Source organism: Cerasicoccus frondis (genome assembly GCA_031296915.1).
Taxonomy (GTDB): Bacteria; Verrucomicrobiota; Verrucomicrobiia; order Opitutales; family Cerasicoccaceae; genus Cerasicoccus; species Cerasicoccus frondis.
In genome coordinates this window covers 1-19,555 of the sequence record JAVDPC010000026.1, presented here as the reverse complement: position 1 = coordinate 19,555, position 19,555 = coordinate 1, and the positions used below count along the sequence as shown (strand labels likewise).

General features: G+C 55.0%; 11 protein-coding genes. 4 read left to right on the top strand and 7 right to left on the bottom strand.

Features of this window, described 5'->3' with window-relative positions:
* The 5 genes from RBB63_RS17810 to RBB63_RS17790 all read right to left on the bottom strand — a co-directional run bounded on the left by RBB63_RS17810 (nucleotide 1) and on the right by RBB63_RS17790 (nucleotide 8,787).
* Nucleotides 1-948 carry a PEP-CTERM sorting domain-containing protein gene (locus RBB63_RS17810; RefSeq protein WP_309386346.1) on the bottom strand — a complete coding sequence of 316 codons (948 nt, stop codon included), beginning with the start codon at nucleotides 946-948 and terminating at the stop codon, nucleotides 1-3.
* 125 nt (nucleotides 949-1,073) lie between these two features.
* A complete protein-coding gene (locus tag RBB63_RS17805) occupies nucleotides 1,074-2,573 on the bottom strand; it encodes a glycoside hydrolase family 30 protein (protein ID WP_309386345.1) in 1,500 nt (499 codons plus the stop codon).
* A gap of 6 nt (nucleotides 2,574-2,579) precedes the next feature.
* On the bottom strand, nucleotides 2,580-3,968 hold the full coding sequence (locus tag RBB63_RS17800; RefSeq protein ID WP_309386344.1) for an MFS transporter: 1,389 nt from the start codon (nucleotides 3,966-3,968) through the stop codon (nucleotides 2,580-2,582).
* A 25-nt stretch (nucleotides 3,969-3,993) separates the two neighbouring features.
* Nucleotides 3,994-7,446 (bottom strand): hypothetical protein, encoded by a 3,453-nt coding sequence (locus RBB63_RS17795; protein WP_309386343.1) that lies wholly within the window; start codon nucleotides 7,444-7,446, stop codon nucleotides 3,994-3,996.
* Between the two features lie 24 nt (nucleotides 7,447-7,470).
* Nucleotides 7,471-8,787, bottom strand: coding sequence for a glycoside hydrolase family 2 TIM barrel-domain containing protein (locus tag RBB63_RS17790; protein WP_309386342.1), 1,317 nt, complete (start codon nucleotides 8,785-8,787; stop codon nucleotides 7,471-7,473).
* A 104-nt stretch (nucleotides 8,788-8,891) separates the two neighbouring features.
* Between RBB63_RS17790 and RBB63_RS17785 the strand changes: the two genes are divergently transcribed.
* From RBB63_RS17785 to RBB63_RS17770, 4 genes are all read left to right on the top strand, one after another.
* The gene (locus RBB63_RS17785; protein WP_309386341.1) at nucleotides 8,892-9,956 is read left to right on the top strand and encodes a LacI family DNA-binding transcriptional regulator; all 1,065 of its coding nucleotides are present in this window, start codon (nucleotides 8,892-8,894) and stop codon (nucleotides 9,954-9,956) included.
* Between the two features lie 252 nt (nucleotides 9,957-10,208).
* Complete coding sequence (locus RBB63_RS17780) at nucleotides 10,209-10,697, top strand: hypothetical protein (RefSeq protein WP_309386340.1); 489 nt, start codon at nucleotides 10,209-10,211, stop codon at nucleotides 10,695-10,697.
* 102 nt (nucleotides 10,698-10,799) lie between these two features.
* The gene (locus tag RBB63_RS17775; RefSeq protein ID WP_309386339.1) at nucleotides 10,800-14,465 is read left to right on the top strand and encodes a pilus assembly PilX family protein; all 3,666 of its coding nucleotides are present in this window, start codon (nucleotides 10,800-10,802) and stop codon (nucleotides 14,463-14,465) included.
* A gap of 19 nt (nucleotides 14,466-14,484) precedes the next feature.
* Nucleotides 14,485-15,141 (top strand): hypothetical protein, encoded by a 657-nt coding sequence (locus RBB63_RS17770; RefSeq protein ID WP_309386338.1) that lies wholly within the window; start codon nucleotides 14,485-14,487, stop codon nucleotides 15,139-15,141.
* Between the two features lie 844 nt (nucleotides 15,142-15,985).
* On the opposite strand, the gene RBB63_RS17765 is transcribed toward RBB63_RS17770, so the two are convergent.
* Nucleotides 15,986-17,908: a sodium:solute symporter family transporter gene (locus RBB63_RS17765; RefSeq protein ID WP_309386337.1), complete on the bottom strand. Its 1,923-nt coding sequence runs from the start codon at nucleotides 17,906-17,908 to the stop codon at nucleotides 15,986-15,988.
* A 29-nt stretch (nucleotides 17,909-17,937) separates the two neighbouring features.
* Complete coding sequence (locus tag RBB63_RS17760) at nucleotides 17,938-19,038, bottom strand: hypothetical protein (protein WP_309386336.1); 1,101 nt, start codon at nucleotides 19,036-19,038, stop codon at nucleotides 17,938-17,940.
* Nucleotides 19,039-19,555: the final 517 nt, after the last annotated feature.

Here is a 19,555-nt window from a genome sequence, read left to right as displayed (position 1 = left end):
TTATTGCTTGCGACGGCGAATCATCATGATGCCTAAAGTCGCCAATCCCAATAGCCCTGCATAAGTCGAAGGCTCCGGTATGTTAGAGGTAAACTCATACCCATTACCGACTGCAGTTGCGATGATGCCAGAGTTTACGTCATTGACGCGAACACGGCCACTAGCCATGAGGATGTCTTTGTTTGCCTCGTCCAGGTTATCAATGAACAACACTGAACTGGCCGAAGTGATGTTAATGTAATCGTCATCGCCGATGGCGAAAATTCCTTGAAAGGTGCCACCGTTTGCGATGTTCAAACGACCGCTGCCACCCAAGTTGACTTTGCTGGAAACACCTCCATCAAATGAAACCAAAGATGCATTATAAATACCGCCATTGATGGTGGCGTTGCTCGTTCCATTTGGCTTGAATTCAGCAGTATTCGCCACGCCTCCTGTCATGAGGAAAGATGCGGTATCCGCTGAGATTAAGAAGTTGGCCGTTGAGTTAAACTGGCCTCCGGAAGAAATCGTCATCGAGTCATCGTCCAGCGTCAACGCAATGCCGTTCAGTTCGAATACCCCACCAATATTAAGCGTGTTTGCGCCAGTATTATTGAAGTTTCCAGCGGTGCCAGTGTCAAACGAGCCACCGGTTTCAATCGTCAGAATGCCACCAGATGCCTGGATCCATGAAATATCGCCTTCCTGTATCCAACTGCCACTGCTTTGAATGGTAAGCGTGCTGCCATTGGTCAGAAAAAAGTCGCCTGGCGCCGTGTAAACGGTGGAGCCATTCACTGTCGCATTGTCTGGACCAGTGAGATTAGGAATTCCGTTGGGACTCCAGTTAGTAGCGGTGGCCCAATCGCCATCCGGTGCGCCGTTCCACACATAATCGACCGCGCTTAGATTGCTAACGAGCGACAACGACGGAACGAGAGATAAGGCAATGATTGTCTTTTTCATAGGTTTATTGAGGGGTCTGTGAGGGTATTGGTTAGTATGGAGTGAAAGTGTCACAATTTTATGCACGCGTCAAGTTAAATTGCATTAAATTACATAGTCGATTTTTAGGGCATTTATTCCTCGGCCTAGTCCTTGACAAGGATTGTCTGCAACGCTTGACCAGGTATCATTATCGTCTTTTTTCCACGATTCATAAACTGCAGGTCAAAATTGATTGCCTCTTCGGAGGTGTTAAACACAGCGATAGCGATGGAGGCATCCGGGTTCTTGAACGCAGTGGCCATCAGCACTTCATCATGGCCGACCATGTCGATGCGTACTGCGCCGGGGCGCATGTAACGGCTAAAATGCGCCAACGCATAAAACAGAGGAGTGCGGTAAAATTCATCCTTACCGCTATCGACCAGAATCGGCGCAAGGCAGTAATTGCGGGCATGGTTCGGCCCCCCACGGGTGTTGAGGAACATATTCCAGTCTACCCAACCCACGAAATGATGATTAAAGCCGCCAATCAGGTCACGAGCATAGCGGTAAAAAGGACGATACTTCGGGTGGTTCACCTTGTCATCTTCCGCCGCCCAGTCGTAGCCCCAATCAGTTGCTTCGGCGCGCCAATACCAGTCATCCTCAAGCCAGGAGCCAATCGCCTCATGGTCGCCGACCGCATCGATGCAGCCCTCCGAGTGTAGTATTTGCTTATCTGGAAATTCCTCGTGCACTTTATCCAGTGACCAGGCGCTGTAGTCGATCGTGCTTTGATACCAGTGCACGGCCATACCTGCTGTATACTTCGCCGCCTTCCGATTACCCAGAATCGTCTCGGCCCACTCAACCAAGTGATCCCCACGATTCTGATCATAAGCCCAGATCTTCACCTCCGGCGCATGCTTGGCCAAAGTCGGCCCAAGGTAATCACCAATGTAGTCCGCCATCTCATGCGCAGAAAAATGCACACTCTCCCACTGGCTGCCATTGCCCAGCGGTTCATTGGCCGGCGTCACGCCCCAAATCGGAATCCCTTCCACCGCATAAGCCTGAATGTATTTGACCATGTAGTCGGCAAACGTCTGGTAATGCTCACGCTTCAAATTGCCGCCATTCCAGTGGTTGTTAGTCTTCATCCAAGGCGGAGGCGTCCACGGCGAAGCCATGATTTTAAAATCGGCTCCCGCGATGCCCTGCGCTTCTTTAATCATTGGCAGGAGATACTTGCGGTCTGGCTCGATGGAAAAATGCTCGAGGTCCTTATCCCCCGGGACCGGCGCGTAGGTGTAGTTGGTGACGGAGAAATCACTGCTGGCAATGTGCGTACGGGTCAGCGAATAGCGGGCGCCTGCCGGTGAAAAGTAGCTACGCAGCGCCAGTTCACGCTTGGTTTTGGAAAGTTCGCTGATGACTTGTGCCGAGGACTCCGTAAAAGACCCTCCAATACCGACGAGCGTCTGGTAGGTCTTGCTTGGATCGAGCGTCAAGGTATAAGACGCCTCGCCGGTTGCGACCGCCTCCACTTTGTCCAGACGGTCGCCTTGTCGCGTCGTCTGATAAATTTCAACATCAGCATGGGAGCCGAAAGGAATGAGAAAAGTGGACGCAGACAGCGCCACAATAGAGGTAATTTTATTCATCTACTATTAAGCGTTTACAGGATTAATTGATTCTCGTTTGATTTTTAAATCCGCTTCAATTTCAGCAACCTCACGATCAGATAAAGGATACCAAAATAGGATAACACCATTGGCCACGGCCAGCAAGCCTGGTAAGATCGAAAAGAGCATACGAATTCCAAGAATCGCTTCCGGCGTTTGCTCCTGGTTGGCAACGTAGCCAAAACAGCCAAGCAACCAGCCAGACAGCCCTCCCCCGATCGTCAGCCCCATTTTCTGCGCAAACATGGCGGCGGAAAACACAAGCCCCGTTGAACGTCGACCAAAGCGCCATTCACCGTAATCAGCGACATCGGTATAAATTGCCCATACCAGCGCGGGCGTCGGACCGGCCAACAAACTGCCCAGTGCATTCACTGCCAACATGGTGTAAAAGGCGCCGGGAGGGATGAAATAAAACGCCAGCAAAGTCACTCCGTTCAGCAGCGTAAGCGCCATCAACGAATTTCGTTTGCCAAAGGTTTTGCTCAACCACGACGTAAAGAAAATTCCCACGATAAATGCGAGTGATCCGGAAGTGAGCATCAACGACGTTTTATCCAGGAACCAGAATACGGCTTCTCCGTCGTCACCGATGTAATACTTGAAAAAATGCGCCGTCACCGCGCCGCGAACCGCCACGTTAGACAGTGTCAGAATCGCCGCAATGACCATGATCACCCAAGGCCGATTACGAAAAAGAAACGCAATGTCTTTTCGTAAACTGACGCCTTCCTCACTCTGCGGCTTTACACGCTCCTTGGTCCAGGCGAACGTGATTAAAAACAAGCCAATCGCCACCACTGAGAGCAGCCCCATCGTCAACTTGAAGCCCAACGCCTCATCACCGTCGCCAAGCTCACGCACCAGCGGGCGCACTCCCAACGAAATAAGTAGTGTGCCCGAAAATGCGCCGACAAAGCGATAGCTGGCTAGCTTGGTCCGCTCCACCGAACTAGGCGTCATCACCCCCATCAGCGCCGAGTAAGGCACGTTAATCGCGGTGTAGATCATCATGAGGCCGATGTAGGTCGCATAGGCATAGATTAGCTTACCAGTTTCGCTAAAGTCTGGATTGGCAAAGCACAGATACCCCATCAACCCAAACGGTATCGCCATCCAGAGCAGATAGGGGCGATATTTACCCCATCGCGTATTCGTGCGGTCAGCCAATGCGCCCATCAAGGGATCGTTGATCGCGTCCCAAAAACGAGCCGCAACGAACATTGCGCCAACTGCCGCTGGCGCCAGTCCGAACACATCCGTGTAGTAATACAGCAGAAAGATGTTAACAAACTGAAAGAATATATTCGAGGCCGTGTCGCCAAAAGCGTATCCGACTTTTTCCCGAATCGAAAGTGATGCTGACTCGCTCATAAAGGGGGGAGGTTTTCAGAGGAGACTAAGCTGGCAGCTTCACCACAATGTGGTCGATATTCCCACTGCGATTCAGGATGTCTGCCGCCACGCCACGCGGCAACTTATGATCATGAACAACGGCCACGGCGCCATCCACATGGCAGACTTGAATCAAAGTCGACTTACGTTCAGTTCGCTGATAGATAATCGGCGTTTGCGCCAAGGTAAAAAGCAGCCCTTGCGGCGGAATGCTCAAACCGCGAGCCATGCCATCCACACTCAATACGCGGCAACCAGCGCCTTGCCTCATAAACTCTGCATTGCAAAGTAACTTTGGCTCAAAATGAATGCACTGATCGCGATAGCTTACGCCCAGCTCCGCAAAGCGCGCCAGGATGCCTTCCTTGACCATGCCGGTCAGTCCGGGTTGCTGGGCGCCAGCATGCGCCGGTGTATGCGAATACGCGTCGGCTGGGAAAGCCCCGTAGTCGAGTGCGGATTTACGAAAGCCCAACCCGCCCTGTATCGCATAGTAGCGACGCTCCAATTCTGCGTAAGCTGATTCATCGACTCCAGCAGCTTCGAGCGCCAACTCCGCCACAGCCAGCATCAGCTTGGACACCATGTGCCAATAGATGCTTCCCAAGCCTTCGTAGGCAAACATCGACCCACTGCGCCCGGTAAAGCCCCGGTGATTAAAAGCATTCTCGTACAGTGCATGCACCGCGTTGCGATCCTGCGCAACTAATTCGGCATATTCACTTTGCGATGCAAAGTCATTTAACACGGCTTCAAGCTCAAAGCGATTGGCGAGTCGCGCATGAAAGCGACAACAGCCTTCACTGGGCGAGCGTTCAATGATCGAGCTGTCGCCTTGCTCCAGAAGTTTTGCGAGTAACGGAATCGCCTCCACGGCATCGCTCGACGCCTGGCCGACATTGAGAAATTCCGGAATCTCCTTATCCGCATACAAAATGTAGCTGTTGCGCTCGGGGCAATAGAGCTGGCTTTCCTGCAGCGCCTGTAGGACCGTCAATGCTTCGTGCGAATTCAAGACACCCGCACTCAGCACCGCGACCTGCCCTTCCAGCATTTCGCCCAGATGTCCAATGCTTGCGGTTTCCGCATCCAGATCCAAGCTCAAGGTATTGTAGGCATGAAACAAGCCATCGGCTCGCTGGTTCAGGCGAATTGCGCCTTCCAAACGCCGAATAGCCTGGTCAATCCAAGCGTTCAGATCAGCCGGTTCAACTTCACTTTGCGATCCAAAGTTACCCGCGTAAACTCGCTCCCGGTAAGCTTCGCCAGCCTCACCCAACTCACGCAGCAAAGCGTAGCGCCGGGCATCGTCCATCTGCGCATCTAAAGGCGCTGCAGCAAGGGCGTTCTTCTGCGAACAAAGCAGCTCCGCCACGGACTCGCTGCACGTATAGGCGCCCGAACCTTCACTCACCACTTTACGCAGGAAGAGCAAGTAACGATGCAGGTAAGCGGTCGTCACCATCGACAGCCCCCACCCCGCCAAGGCATTGTTGGCGTCGTTCCATTCCGGACGCTGCGTATTCATCCAAACGCCGCCGCCCGGACAATAGTTACTGAGCTTCACCAGTGCAGGAATCAACAGCTTTTCCATCAGGCTAACACGCCGCAAGCCGCCATCATCGCCGTGTAATAATTTTCCATCGGCGCCCACCTCGGCAACGCGCGACTCAATAGCTTTATCGCGTTCCCAATTGAACCGAATCGAGTGATTGGGGTCGCGCGTCAGTTCCGTAAATGATTTAATCTCGTATGGCGAATCTGCAAAGACGTACCCCGCTTCGTGTAGCTTGTCGCGAAAGCCCGGCCCATCCAAGCGCTCGGCAAATTCAAGCAACTTGAGCAAATAAATGATCTGATGATCGCCCCAGTAACCAATCGACGCCCAGGGGTCGTCTGGGTCAGGCTTTTCGAAATCCAGCCCCTGCGCAGTGATCCGATACGGGTTGTAACCATCGGCAGTCGAAGCGTTGAGAAACTTGTGCAGGAAGGCGTCATTGAAATGCGGGTAACTGTAAGCCAGCGCCTCCCAGTTTTGAAAAATGTCGCGCCAGTTGCCCTCAAAGCCAACCACATCACGCCCCTGCGCATCTTTTGTTTTAATGTGGAATCGATTCCAAGGACGGCTTGGGTCACCATGACGACGGCTAAAAATCAAAGGCAGATGCTCACGGCAAAGCCTCGCCAAGTCATCACTCGCGTCGCCCTCCGCCAGTTCAATCAACTCCGGATAGGTAATGCTTTCTTTAAGCGAAGACAACCAAGCTTCTTCGACCGCGTTGAGTGTCTTCTTGTTTTGCCGAATCGACTCGATGAGCAGCTTGGTATCGATCCTGTAATTGTCTACAAAAGCACCGCCTCGCATAATGTTAAACAACACATTCGATCGATGATGTGCGCAGTAAGCTGCATCGGCAGTCAATTGACAGCCATCCGCCGACGCGATGAGCCTTTCCAATGCCTGGCTACCAGCATCCACGTCTTCTACAACCTGTTCCCACAACTGATCAGGGCGCTTAAGTTGGGACTTAAGCGTCGCAACTGCGGATTGGCTCTGCATGATTTCCGCGATCTGGCTCCAGGACTTTTCATCACCAGGCTCAAGTAGAATCCGACCAGCATTAAAGTAGGCGCCTCGCACGGCCCGGATCTGTGAAGGCTCATGAACCGGGCGCCCTTCGAGGAAGTCCAGCGCACTCGCGCGACGGCCCAGCACTTGGCTCTCTGGCCACCCATGCGACCACACCGTCGTTGCGCGCAGCACTTCCATCGGCGCAGCCTCATCCGTCAATCCCGAAGCCATGCGGTGAACTTGCAGGCTGTCGTCGGCGTCAATTTCGGTGAGCTTATAGGCATCGCCCAGGCAGCTATAGACATTCTGCGTTCGCTCATCGATGCCCGCCGGCAGGTAGTTTTCCAACCCGTCCACCACGTCCAGCGACAGCGCTTTCGTGGACAGATTTTGCAACGTCGCCGTACGGATGAAACCAAAGCGTTCCGAAGTGCGCCAACGGTAACTAAAGCGAAGATTCAGGCTACGGTTGGTCTCTTCAAAAATCAGCGAGTCACTGTTCATGCTCTTGAGCAGGCGGCGCTCGATTTTGAACTGCCGCGCCGCATAGGGCGTGAAAGGCTCCCAACGCGCCTGGCCCAGCTGGATGATCGTTTGCGGGCCCGTCGTGTTCCAATTGTCCATGATCTTGTCGACCGTGTAGTATGGAAACAACGCGGTGTCCGGGGAGCCACGACCTGCAGTCAAGGGGCCCTGGCTGCTGACAAAAAACCAATGATTCGTCGCACTGACCATGGTCAGGAAAAACGGCGGCATTTGCTCAGCTTGCTCGATAGCGACAAAGCGTTCGCCATCAATGGAAACCATCTTGGGCGCATTGGCCGGAGCGCCAACAACGCGCTCATCAGCCCCAACCCTGGAGGCGGGAAGCGTATCAGTAATCATGATGTCTGGGGTCTCTGAGTAGGGTTACTCGACGTAGAAGGGGAAGTTGGCCGTTGCGGCGCCACCCGCATTGTCGCGGATATAAACAAACAGTCGATAAGCGCCGGATTTCGACGGGGCGCGGAATTCCACACGTTCGCCACCGTTACGCGCAACCAGCTCTGGAAAAGATGGCGGCGTGGCTTCATGGTCGCCGCCAGTCTGGCGGTCCGTGCTCTCGGCCGTGACGATCCATTGAATATCAAGAGGGTCCCCCTCGGCGTCCTGCACATCGACTTGCGCAGTCTGCATTGAATTGCGCTTCACCCGCTTTTGGTCCGCCGGGGAGGACAAGGAAATTAGCTTCGGGCTGCGGTTGCTCGGAAACTCGCCGTTCCACGCATAGCTCATCGCGTCAACTGTACCGAGTTTTTCGCCACTCGGTAAAAACATGCCGTACCAAGTGGAGGTGGTTTCCTGCTTGTGACTCCAAAGAAAGGCGAATGTCCCCAGGCACATGCCCTGCCCGTCCTCGATCACTCGCTTTTGCGTGGCAAAATACGAGGCCGCCTTTTCTCGGCTGGTCGGTTCGATCGGCGCGCCCCACGACGTGTGCCCGACTTCCCAATGCCCACTGGGCCCAAACTCAGTCAGCATGAATGGCTTTTTCCAACCCTGCTCGACCAAGCCACCGCCAACGCCCGGCGCGCTGGCGTAGGCGTTAACGCCCAGCACATCGATCTCTGGATAGTATTTGATGATGTTCTTCACTTTCTCTCCGCCAATGCCCGCAATGACTGTCATCACTGGATGATTCGGATCTTCGTCTTTCACGATTTTGGCTAGCCGGTTTAGCTCCTTCCAAATGCGGACTTCACTGCCATCGGAAATGGGGCCTTCCATCTCATTGCCCAATCCCCACATGAGAATTGCCGGGTGGTCTTTGTATTTGCGCACGGCAGCTTCTACATCGTTTCGCTGTTTGCGCAGTTGTTTTTGATCCGAGTAATCAAAGCCGTGCCGCTCATGGCCCAGCCAGATGCCGACAACCACCATGAGACCCAAGTCGTGGGCGTAATCGAGCAGCGGCTTGCCATCGATCCGCTCCTCCAGCGACTCAATGCCCCAAGTCCGGAAACAGTTGCCGCCCATTTTCTTCAGCATGGGCAAATTATTGTAGCCGCCAACGCCATTGGCGAAAAACGGCTTACCATCCACCAACAGCTCAAATTGATGCGGAGCAGTCTCTTTTATCTCCACATTGCTGGCGGCAAGCAACTGGCCTGCGCACAATGTTGCAGTGAATACGATAAGGGAAATCAACTTATAAGGGGTCATACGACGCAACGGGATTTGCTTCATGCTTAAATTGCATAGAATTGCACAATAGATTGTCAAGGCTGTAAAATGATTTAGTTGCATTAAATCGCAAAATAGTTCAGGAACATCGACTAACGTAATTATATATGAAACAAATCAATCAGCAAGCGATAGCCGACGCCCTGGATCTATCCCGTGCAACCGTTTCCCGTTGCTTCACCAACCACCCCGGCATCAACCCTGAAACTCGCGCGCGCGTATTCGAGCTGGCCTCCCGCATGGGCTACAACCACATTTCCATGCGCACCTCGCAGTCGGGCAAAAAACGCACTCGCCCCATATTCGGCGTGCTCATCTGCTCCAAGGAAGAGGAGTATCATCGCATGGACTACGAAAGCCCAGGCCGACTGCTACTCAAAGGCGTTTCCGAGTATTGCCAACTGGCCAAAGTCGGCGTGTCCGTACACTTCGTCGACCCAGACATTCAGTCCATTAACCACGCGACCTACAAGGACCTCTTCAACACAGTTGGCCGACACTGGTCCGGCCTACTGCTGCTCTATCCATTCCCCAAGCCGGTCATCGATGAACTGCTCATTCGCATGCCCTGCGTGTCTTTGGTGGAGCAGCGCAACTCTGGCGAACTCGATTGCGTTGACGTCAATCACTACCAAGGCATCGCGTTGCTGATAAACAAATTGCACAACTTGGGACATCGCCGAATCGGGTTTTACACCAAAGCCTATCCCACTGAAGCCAGTTGGTCACTCCGCAGATTTGGCGCTTACACCGAGAAGATGACCCAACTGGATCTGCCCATTGTTGAGCGAGATCTGATTAACGCCCAGCCACGCAATACCGTATCGCTGGAAGACAGCTTTGATCTCGCCGCCGAGCGCATTCGAGATGGCGTTACTGCCTACGTTTGCGCCGCCGACCACCAGGCCTACGATCTCATTCGCGAACTCAAAAAACGCGGCATTCGCACCCCGCAAGACGTATCTATAACTGGCTTCGACGGCATTCCTGCGCCCAAAGAAACCGAGGAACTGAGCACCATCCAAATTCCCTATCGCAATATCGGATACGCAGCCGCTAAGCGACTGAACGACCTGCTCAAAAAGCGATTTGGCCCCTCTCAGCACATCCTCATGAGCTGTCAGTTACTTGATGGCCAAACCCTCGAAAAGCCACGCGCCTACTCACTCTAATCGTCCGCGCTGCCGCAGCAGCCAAATACCGACAAAACAGCTAATTGCACATAATTAGCCTCTACTTCTTGGCATTAACTTACTGGCGAAAAGCGGTGATTTCGAGCGGATTTGAGTCGAAGTAAATCATCAAGCCAGACATGAAAATTGCACGGAATCACTGCCTAATTCGGCATTAAAAATCACAAAAGTTGCATAAAATTGTATTAATAAACTTGACCCCCTTCAAAAATCGGAGCACCGTAATGTTCCATGAAAACAAGTTACCCGATTAAATCCCTTTTGCTCCTCACCTTCGCCAGCATGCTGCTGGCTCTAAACAGCTTCGCCCAAGAGGCAGGCGCGCCCGCACCGGACTACGGTAATTTCAGCTCGGAAACCCTGACCTCAAAAGCATGGGACGCGCTGGGCCAGAAGAATTACGACCTCGCGATCGACTACACCAGCAAGTGCATCGAGATGTACGCCGCTCAGGCCAAGGAAATGCAGGCCGGCCTCACCGACGCCGCGCCGAAGGAAACCGCATCTTCATTTTGGGCGCTGAACGACGTCGGCACCTGCCTGTTCATTCGTGGGCAAGCCTACGAAGCCAAAGGCGAATCCAAGCTCGCGCTGGCTGATTACAAGCAATTGACCAGCGAATTATCGTTCGCCCAGACCTGGGACCCCAAAGGCTGGTTCTGGCGCCCGGCAGACGCCGCCAAGCAGCGCATCACCGTTGTCGAATTCGAAGCATTGTAATTTTCGGAGCAATCGCGCGGCTTGCGAACGTTTTATAACGACAAGCCGCGCTGCATGCGTTAAGCTCAAGACACATTCCTTCCGGCCATTTCGTTGTCCGTGATGAAAACTACCCCCCAACACCCCCACCCCAGACACAGTACACACAGCGCACAGCACGGCTTTGCCTTAGTCATCGCCCTCACGCTGATGTCACTGATGATCCTGCTCGTGATCTCCATGGCGACGCTAGTGCGAGTGGAGCTCAGCACCGAGCTGCACACCCAGAAGCAATCCCTAGCCCGCCAAAACGCCCTCTTCGGGCTGCAAGTCGCCATCGGCCAACTACAGCAGGAGCTCGGGCCCGATCAACGCATTTCCGCCAACGCCGCGATCCTCGACGCCAATCCCGACACCGATGGTTTCGGCGACGAAAACGGCGCAGCCAACGTCCAACAGCCCTACTGGACAGGCGCCTGGAACAGCCTCGATTGGGACAATGCTTCCGATCGCTCGGATGACCCTACTTTGAACAACGCATCCGACGGCAAGCCCGACTCTTTTCGCGGTTGGCTCGTCAGCGGTTTCCGCGAAACCAATCTTCAGGGCGACGCGCTGCTTGCCCTCGCCAAAACCTTTGACCGCAACTCAAGCAACGCAGTAAAGCTCGTTGGAGAAGGCACCGTTGGCGACTCGACGAACATGGAGTCCGACTACGTTTTCGCCCTGCGCGAAACGATCGACAACAGCACGAGCGACTGGCGCGAAAGCGGCTTCGCCTACTGGGTTGGCGACGAGGGCGTAAAAGCCAATGTCCATGGCGAATCCCAGTCTGAGACCATTCAGAACATCGACAAACTGAACGCGATTTCCTCCAACAGCCGCGCCAATCTCCGCGCCATTGAAAGCTGGGAAACCCTCACCGAAGACGACCTCAACAGCAACGCCCTCTTCAGCCACGACATCCTCAAACTTGCAGCGATTCAAGAACTCGGCGACGCTGATGCCTACGAGGGCAAGTTCAACGCCATCACCCCTTACGGCCACGGGTTGCTCGTCGATGTGCAAAACGGCGGCTTTCGCCAGGACTTGAGCCTCGCCTTTGCTGAAGCCGACTTGCCCGAAAGCTTCCTCACCTCACCCGATGAGCCCAAGCCGCTCTTCCACCTTGGCGCCGAGGCGGCTCCCACCGTAACAGGCCCAACCTGGGACTACGTGCAGCGCTTTCACAACCGCTACCTGATGCTCGACGCCGCTAGCAATGGCGCACCTCGCTACGACATCATGGACGTCAAACCAGAAGTAGACAATGATCTTGCCCCCGAAAAAAAGGGCGATGCGCCGATGCCCGTCGTTGTCCGTTACCAATACATTTTCTCACTTTACAAGGGCTACAACACATGGAACGGCATGCCCTACAATCCCGACGAGCAGTACCTGGACGCCAACCCAGCCAATGGCCCGCCAAACACCGACCACCAAAGCAATGACAAGATAGTCTACCTCATGGTCACGCCAGTAATCTACGTCTGGAACCCTTACAACGTCACCCTGCGCATGCCTTTCGACAAGAAGGCCGCCTTAAATGTCTTGGCCGCCTTTCCCGAAATGGAATTCTCATTTGACGGTGGCGCTTCTTACAAAGATTTCGACGAGATATTCTGGATGTGGGCCGGAGAAATTATTTCGCTGGACAGCTCCAACGGCGAAGAAGGCGAGCTCATCATTCCACCGGGCGAAATGCGCATCAACACGCTCAGCCAGTTCCATGGAGAATATGACGGCAAACTCTACTTCTCCTATGCGGATCGAGACATTTTCTGGGGTGACGCCTCCGGGGGCAACGCCAGACGCGCACAGCCATCTACTGGCAATTTCAGCGAAGGCATCATGGGACTATTCTCGCCTCTGCTCAAGCGCAGCCTCCAGCAACCCAACTCAATGGCGTGGCCGGACACCAAGCTGCTAGCCTTTGGCTCAGGCAAGATACACCTGCGCTTTAAGCCGCAGTCCAATAAATTCATCTTCAAGTTTAATGCCGGAGCCGAAGGGCACGACCGTCAGCAAGCAGGCGTTTTCCACGTCAACTCTCCCACCCCGATCAGTTCCGAATTTCTTCCAGAAGAATACATTCATGAAGAGACGATCAATTTCGCCTCGTTGCCAGATCTCTTGGATCTCTCCAATAACTTCACTGGGCTAAGCCCAGTTTTCTCCGTCACACTTTCTGTTCGCGGCGTGGATGAGGCTGATGGCTTGGGTAAGCCCGGTCTCTTCACCGACCCGGCAAACGCTTACTTTTACTCTGAAATCGCTGACGAAGACTCCCTGGCAATGGCGCCTTTTCGCATCACCTTTGACGGCGCGGTGGCCTCTGGCGATTACCTCCAATACGACCCAAACACAAACCGCGCATTCTTCCGCTCAGGCCCTGACTTGGTTTACTCCAACGTCGCCAAGGAACTCCCTGTCGCGCCGATGCTCTCCATTGGTCAGCTTGAGCATGCGCCGCTAGGGCGAGACTACGAGCACCTCATCTACCAATACACCAACTTTTTCAGCGAGGACACTCCGCCCAGCGAACTCGCCGCCAGCGATCCCCAGCGCCGGAGCATGGGCCCCGTCTACAATCGCGCGGTCGGCAACGGGTTCCTCCACCCCATGCTGGAGCCCGACGAGGTCTGGGACGGCGCCTACAACGTCGACCGCTCTTACTTCCTCAACAGCACGCTATTCGACAGCTATTACTTTAGCGGACTGGCCGACAATGGCGGCGCCTTCGCGCTGAATCAGAAGGATTCCAGCCAACTGCTGGACGACTTTCTGGACGGCGAAGATTCGCAGATCAACCCAGCCTATGAACTGCTCGTTCCCGAGGATCAATCTCGTGAATCCGTTGCCGAAATCATTGAGGAAACTCCGGGTGAGGCCTACCTCCGGCTAGCCGCATTTCTCGGCGTGAAAGGCGCCTTCAACATCAACTCCACCTCGGTGGACGCCTGGGCCGCCATGCTCTCCTCCTCCCGTGGCAAGGCAGTCATGTACAACGACCTCAATGTGGGCAATTTCGCCGAGGAAACCGACGCGGAGCGCACGCCCGTCATTTCCAAGACTTTCCCCGCTGGCGCTTCGGCCGAGAGCCAGTCCGGCAATTACCAATCGGCCAATGCTGCGCTGTGGAGTGGCTTTCGTTCGCTGTCAGACGCGCAGATCCAGGGCCTGGCCAAGGAAATCGTCGCCCAGGTCAAGGCGCGCGGGCCATTCCTGTCCCTTGGTCAATTCTTCAACCGCGAGATTTCCAATCGCGACGCCTACAACACCAAAGGCGCCGTGCAAGCCGCCATCGACGAAGCCGGGCTCAACACTTCGGCCGACGAAGGCGCGCTCAACGACGCACTGCAAACCCGCTTCGACTCAAACACCGTCACCAGCGAGGACATCGCCGCCATCACGCGGCTAGCCTCGCCAGATACCTTACTGGGCGACCGCAACGAGGGCTTGCCGGGCTACATCACACAGGCCGAGCTCCTCAAGCCCATCATCCCCGTACTCAGCGCACGCTCCGAGACTTTCATCATCCGCTCCTATGGCGATGTCCGCGACGTAGATGGAACCGTGACCGAAGCCTGGTGCGAGGCCGTCGTCCAGCGGCAGACGAACTACGTGGGCTCAACCGACGCCACCGGGCCCAAACGCTGGGAAACGCCCACCACTGGCAGCACCGCCGAACGCTTTGGCCGCGAGTTCAAAATCATCAGCTTCCGCTGGCTGTCCAAGGACGAGGTCTAACTTTTTTATCGTGATAACTATGCTTTTCCCTCGCAGCAGCAAAATCCTCATCCTCGCGCTTCTTGGCCTGTGCACCAGCGCAATGGCGGACAGTTTTCGCGTCGTGAGCCTCTCCCAAATCTCTGGCCTGACCTCACTTCATTTCCAGGAGAACGGCGAGCCGCAGACGCTGCCAGTCTCAATCTCGAATTTTTCTCAGCCCTTCAACATCCCCGCCACGCGCCAGCTTTCGCTCTACGCGAAGCCACCGCAACCCGATGTAGAGCAGACGCCCGTGCTCACGATTCAGTTTCCCGAAAAGTCTGGCGACGTCATCGTCCTGCTCAAGGCGACCCGCAGCGGCGGCGCCTCAGCCTACCGCTACGAGATCCTGGATGACTCGGCTTCAGCCTTTCCCTCTGGCTCAGTCTATATTTGTAATTTCATGCAAGAACCGGTGATTATCCGCTTGGGTAAAAAACAGGTTCTGGTCGAATCCAATGACCGCAACGTCGTAGCACTCACCAGTTCGGATAAGCCGTTCAACGATGGAGTCGCCTTCGCCGCCGAGATCAATGGCCACGGCCGTGTTTTTTCCACCAGCTCGTGGTATCTCGCGCCATCGATGAAAATCTTTTGCGTTCTCTACCAGGATGACCGCGGCAACCCGCAAATTCGTCGCATCCGGCTAACCTGAGCGGCCCGATCCGCTCTGCAACTCGTTGATTATCAGCACGAGTTAATAGTGAAAGCTACTCACTAATAAAATGCTCAAGCGTGCACTTTTTATTTGGCGCGCAGACGCAGTCTGTTAGTATTCAAGCCATCCTTAAACCAGCGCCCACTGGTCCGCTTGATTTGCCCATTGGCAAGCTCCACTTGATTGCGAAAGCCTGCCCTGCCAGCGTGACCGCGCCCTACTTTTAGCCATCCCAACACCATCATTCCGCCATGAAACACCACACTCCCATCTAGCTCTATGGGACGCTGCAAACGCAGTGTCCCCGACCCTGCTCATCTGAAGATGCGCCGCGCCGTAGCCGTATCGAGGCCCATTCGCGATAAAATCAATTCGCGACGCCGCGAGGCTTTAATCCGCGTTCTCCATGCCTGGAGCAACACTGGCGACGCACGCGCATCGATGTCACAGTTGAGCGGGCAACCCCGCGTACCACTGGTCCGGCAACCTGCAGTTGCAGCCTTAGTTTTGCCCATTAGGCAGATGGCTTGCACGTGACAGTTTAAAACTGAAGCGCGCAGCCTGCTTAACTGCTCCGCCAGCCATCATCCATGCGACGCCCCCTCGCCCAGCGAAAAGCCTGTCCGCTTTCTGCCGGGGATTCCCATGCGTTCTTTGCCACATTTTTTGCCCGATTTACCCCCCCCCCCTCGGGGTTCGCCAACGACACATCGCGGCGTAAAGCCGCTCCTACAATTTAGTGCCGGCGCCACGTAGGAGCGGCTTTACGCCGCGATGCGGTATGTTATGCACCCAGCGAGGGTGGTTTACACCCAAACGTAGCGGCACGCTGCCTGCCTGATTACCAGAAGAGGACGTAGAGCGCGAGCGTCGCCACGACAACGACGATGCCCCACAGCTTCGCCGGGCGCGAGCTGGTCAGCTCGATTTGCGCGTTCGTTGGCAGCGACACGGGTTGCTTGAGCGGGTTGAGCAAGGTCAGGGCTAGCAGCACGGCGCACACCACGCCAAAGCAGATCGCCATGCGGTTCAGGAAGGCAATTTCCGGCGCCACAATCTTTAAGCCGCCATAGAGCAGCACGTTGAGCAGGATACCCAACCAACCGGCGTAGCGTGGGCATTTCTTCGCCAGAAAGCCGAACAGGAATACGGCCAGGATGCCCGGGCTCAGGAAGCCCTGAAACTCCTGGATGAAGTTGTAGATGCCGCCAAACTGCGGGCTCCCCAAGTTGGGCGCAATCAAACCGGCAACCAGCACGAACAGCACCACGAACACCCGGCCCGCGCGAACCAACTCCTGTTGACCTGCCCCCCTACGCACCTTCGCATAGAGGTCCATCGTGGCGATCGTTGAAGCGGAGTTGAGCATCGACGCCAGCGACGAAACCACCGCCCCAAAAATCGCCGCCAACACAAACCAGGCAAGGCCCGGCTTGAGCAGGTTTTTGAGCAGCGTGGGAAAGGCGGAATCGTAGTCGTAGCCCACCAGCTTCACGCCGACCTGGTCCGGCTGCGCCTGTGCGAGCAAAGCGCTGTTTTGCGCCACCAATGCCGCTGCGTCCGCTGGCGCCTCCACTGTTGCATTTAACCGCTGTGCATTGTGCCGAACGACCGCCTGCGCCTCACTCTGATTCAGCCGCGCATAGTCGATGCTAAAGGGAATGATGACGTCTTGATTGGCTTCGACCAGCTCAAGTATTGGCGCGTTTTTCTGCCGAGCCTGCGCCTGCAAATCCTCGTTGAACAGGTGATACGCCAGAATGCCCGGGATCACGACAATGAACGGAATCAGCAGCTTCAAACCCGCCGCAAACACGATGCCCTTTTGCCCCTCGGCGAGTGACTTCGAACCCAACGTGCGCTGCATGATGTATTGATTCAGGCCCCAGTAAAAGAAGTTCGGGATCCACAGGCCAATGAGCAGCGCCGTCCACGGAATAGAGGCGTCGTCAGCTGGCCGGATCATGTGCATTTTGCCGCCTGCGCCATTCTCTCCCGTTGCTGCGGGGCCATCCGTCAGGTGAAACAAGCGCGCAATTGGGCCCGCCGTTTCGAGCTCCTCCAGGGTCACCTTGGAACTCTGGACCTTGTTGGCCATGAGCTCCTTTGCGGGCATTTCCGCCAAGGTTTGAAACGCGAGCCACATCACCATCGCTCCCCCCAGGATCAGCGCCGAGCCCCAGATCAAATCCGTCCAGGCACAGGCTTTCAGTCCACCAATAAACACATAAGCCGCCGCCGCGATGGCAATGATCCAGCAGCCCACCCCGAGGTCGCCCAAGTTGAGCCCCAGCAGGGAAACGTCCGTGAAAAAGACGCTGATTACCTTGGCTCCCGAGTAGATCACTGAAGCCGTTGGCACGCCGACCAAAATAACCATCGTCGCAATGGCCATGATGATGCGCGACAGCACGCCATAGCGGTACTCCAAGAATTCCGGCACCGTGTAAATGCCACACCGCAACAGTCGCGGCAGGAACAGGAACGCGATCACGACCAGCGTGATGGCCGCCATCCATTCATAAGATGCAATGGCAAGCCCCAGCCAATCCGCCGCCTGCCCGGACATGCCCACGAATTGCTCTGTGGATATGTTGGCCGCAATCAGCGAGAAGCCGACCAGCCACCAGGAGAGCCCCCGCCCGGCCAAGAAATAGTCGCTGGCGTCCTTCGGTTTCTCGCCACGGTCACTGCTTTTCCACAGGCCAAAGCCGATGACGCCAATTACGGACACAAAAAAGAGGATAACATCAAGCGTGCTCATAAAACAAAAGAGGTAGGGTTACGATCCGTTTACTGGATGCGGGCAAAGCAAGGCCCATCGAGACTCATCAAGCCGCGTTCATTGCCGATCTCCGCGAGCAATTGCTGCTCAAAGCCTGGCGGCAAGGGGGTCATCTTAAAGATCGGCAATATCGGGCGTCCATCCTGCCCCTGCGGGTATTCCTTGCCCTTTTCTTCGACGAGCAAGTAAGTCGAGAAGTGCCCCCCCGGACGCTCGCCAATGAGGATTTCGATCTTCAGTTGCCGCCCCTCCTGCACGTGAATCCAGTCACCCACCGCCAGGGCTCCATTACCGATGTTGTATTTGCGATTCAAATCGGGCTCACACGAGCGCCAATCCGTGTATTCGCCTTCATGAAAGGAGCCATCGAGCACCACGCGCCCATTGACGCGCACAATGAGCACATCGTCGGCAAAGCCCCAAAAGCGGAATTTACCACTGAACGGCGGCGTAATCTTACCCTCGTAGTGTGCGAGCCATTGGGATGGCTGGACCTCCCCCGCCACGCCAAAGGCTTCCGGCGCCTGATCCGCCATCCGATGCGGAATCAGCAACGTCGTCGCGTAGAGCTTGCGATCCGCCTGGTAGAAACGCTGCAGCTGAGACATCGACCAGGAACCCGAGGTGTAGCGACGCACGAAGTCGGCATAATCCACTTCCCTTGGTTTGCGCGAAGCAGTCTGTTTGAGATCGAAAAAAGCGCCCGCCAACTCCACGCCTCCCGACTGTGTATTGCCGAACAGAGACTCCAGCGTCAGCTTCGGCATGTCTGCCGAGATGCCAAGCCCCCCCGCCCCAAAGCCGCCGAAGCCGACCCGGGTATTGGTCGTCGGCACACTGAGGTCCACCGATTCGAGATCCGTCATCTGAATGTCCTGCACGGCGATACGCGACTTCGTGGGCTTCAGGCTGTCGTTGGTCAAAGACACCGCAAAACGCTGTGGTGGAGCAGGAGGTTCGATCACCGTCGGCGCTTCCAACTCTGGCGCCTCAGACCGGGAATTCTCCCAAATAATCACGCCGCCCAACACGCCCAGCCCAAAGACATGAGCGAAAAAACTAATGACTAATACAATGTAAACAGACTTGCGGCTCTTGGGCTTACTCATGGGGGATAGAGCAATCGATTGAAGTGGGGTTGATGAAATTGACAAAGCGCCGATACAGGATCTCCTGCACCGATCATCACTCTATTGAAGCAGAAATTTTTCTAGCAGCAAGCTAAAATGCAATTTAATGCAACTTTAGCGTGCTATGTTCTTTGTAATCACTTGATGATCTTCCAGGTAAGGACCCCATTTTTAGCTTGGACGACTAGGTAGTGTTTTCCAATTAAAACTGTTGATGGAACGAGTAAAAATGAATGCAGCGCAAGGCGGCTTGAACGAAGCGCACTACAAGTGCGTGAGTGAAAAGCTAACGCTGCGACCTTTCATTTTGACCGTTCAGGCCCCGGATGGCTTTTCCCATCAGCTTCGTTATCGGCTTCCAGCCTATTCAACCTCAGATGCCTCGCTGACTGGAAAAAATCCATGCCGCCATCAAAAGCTTTAATTGGAAAACACTCCCTAGTGTTCCGTTAGCTTAGTTTATTGCAAAATTGATTAATTTTGTGGAAGATGTCAT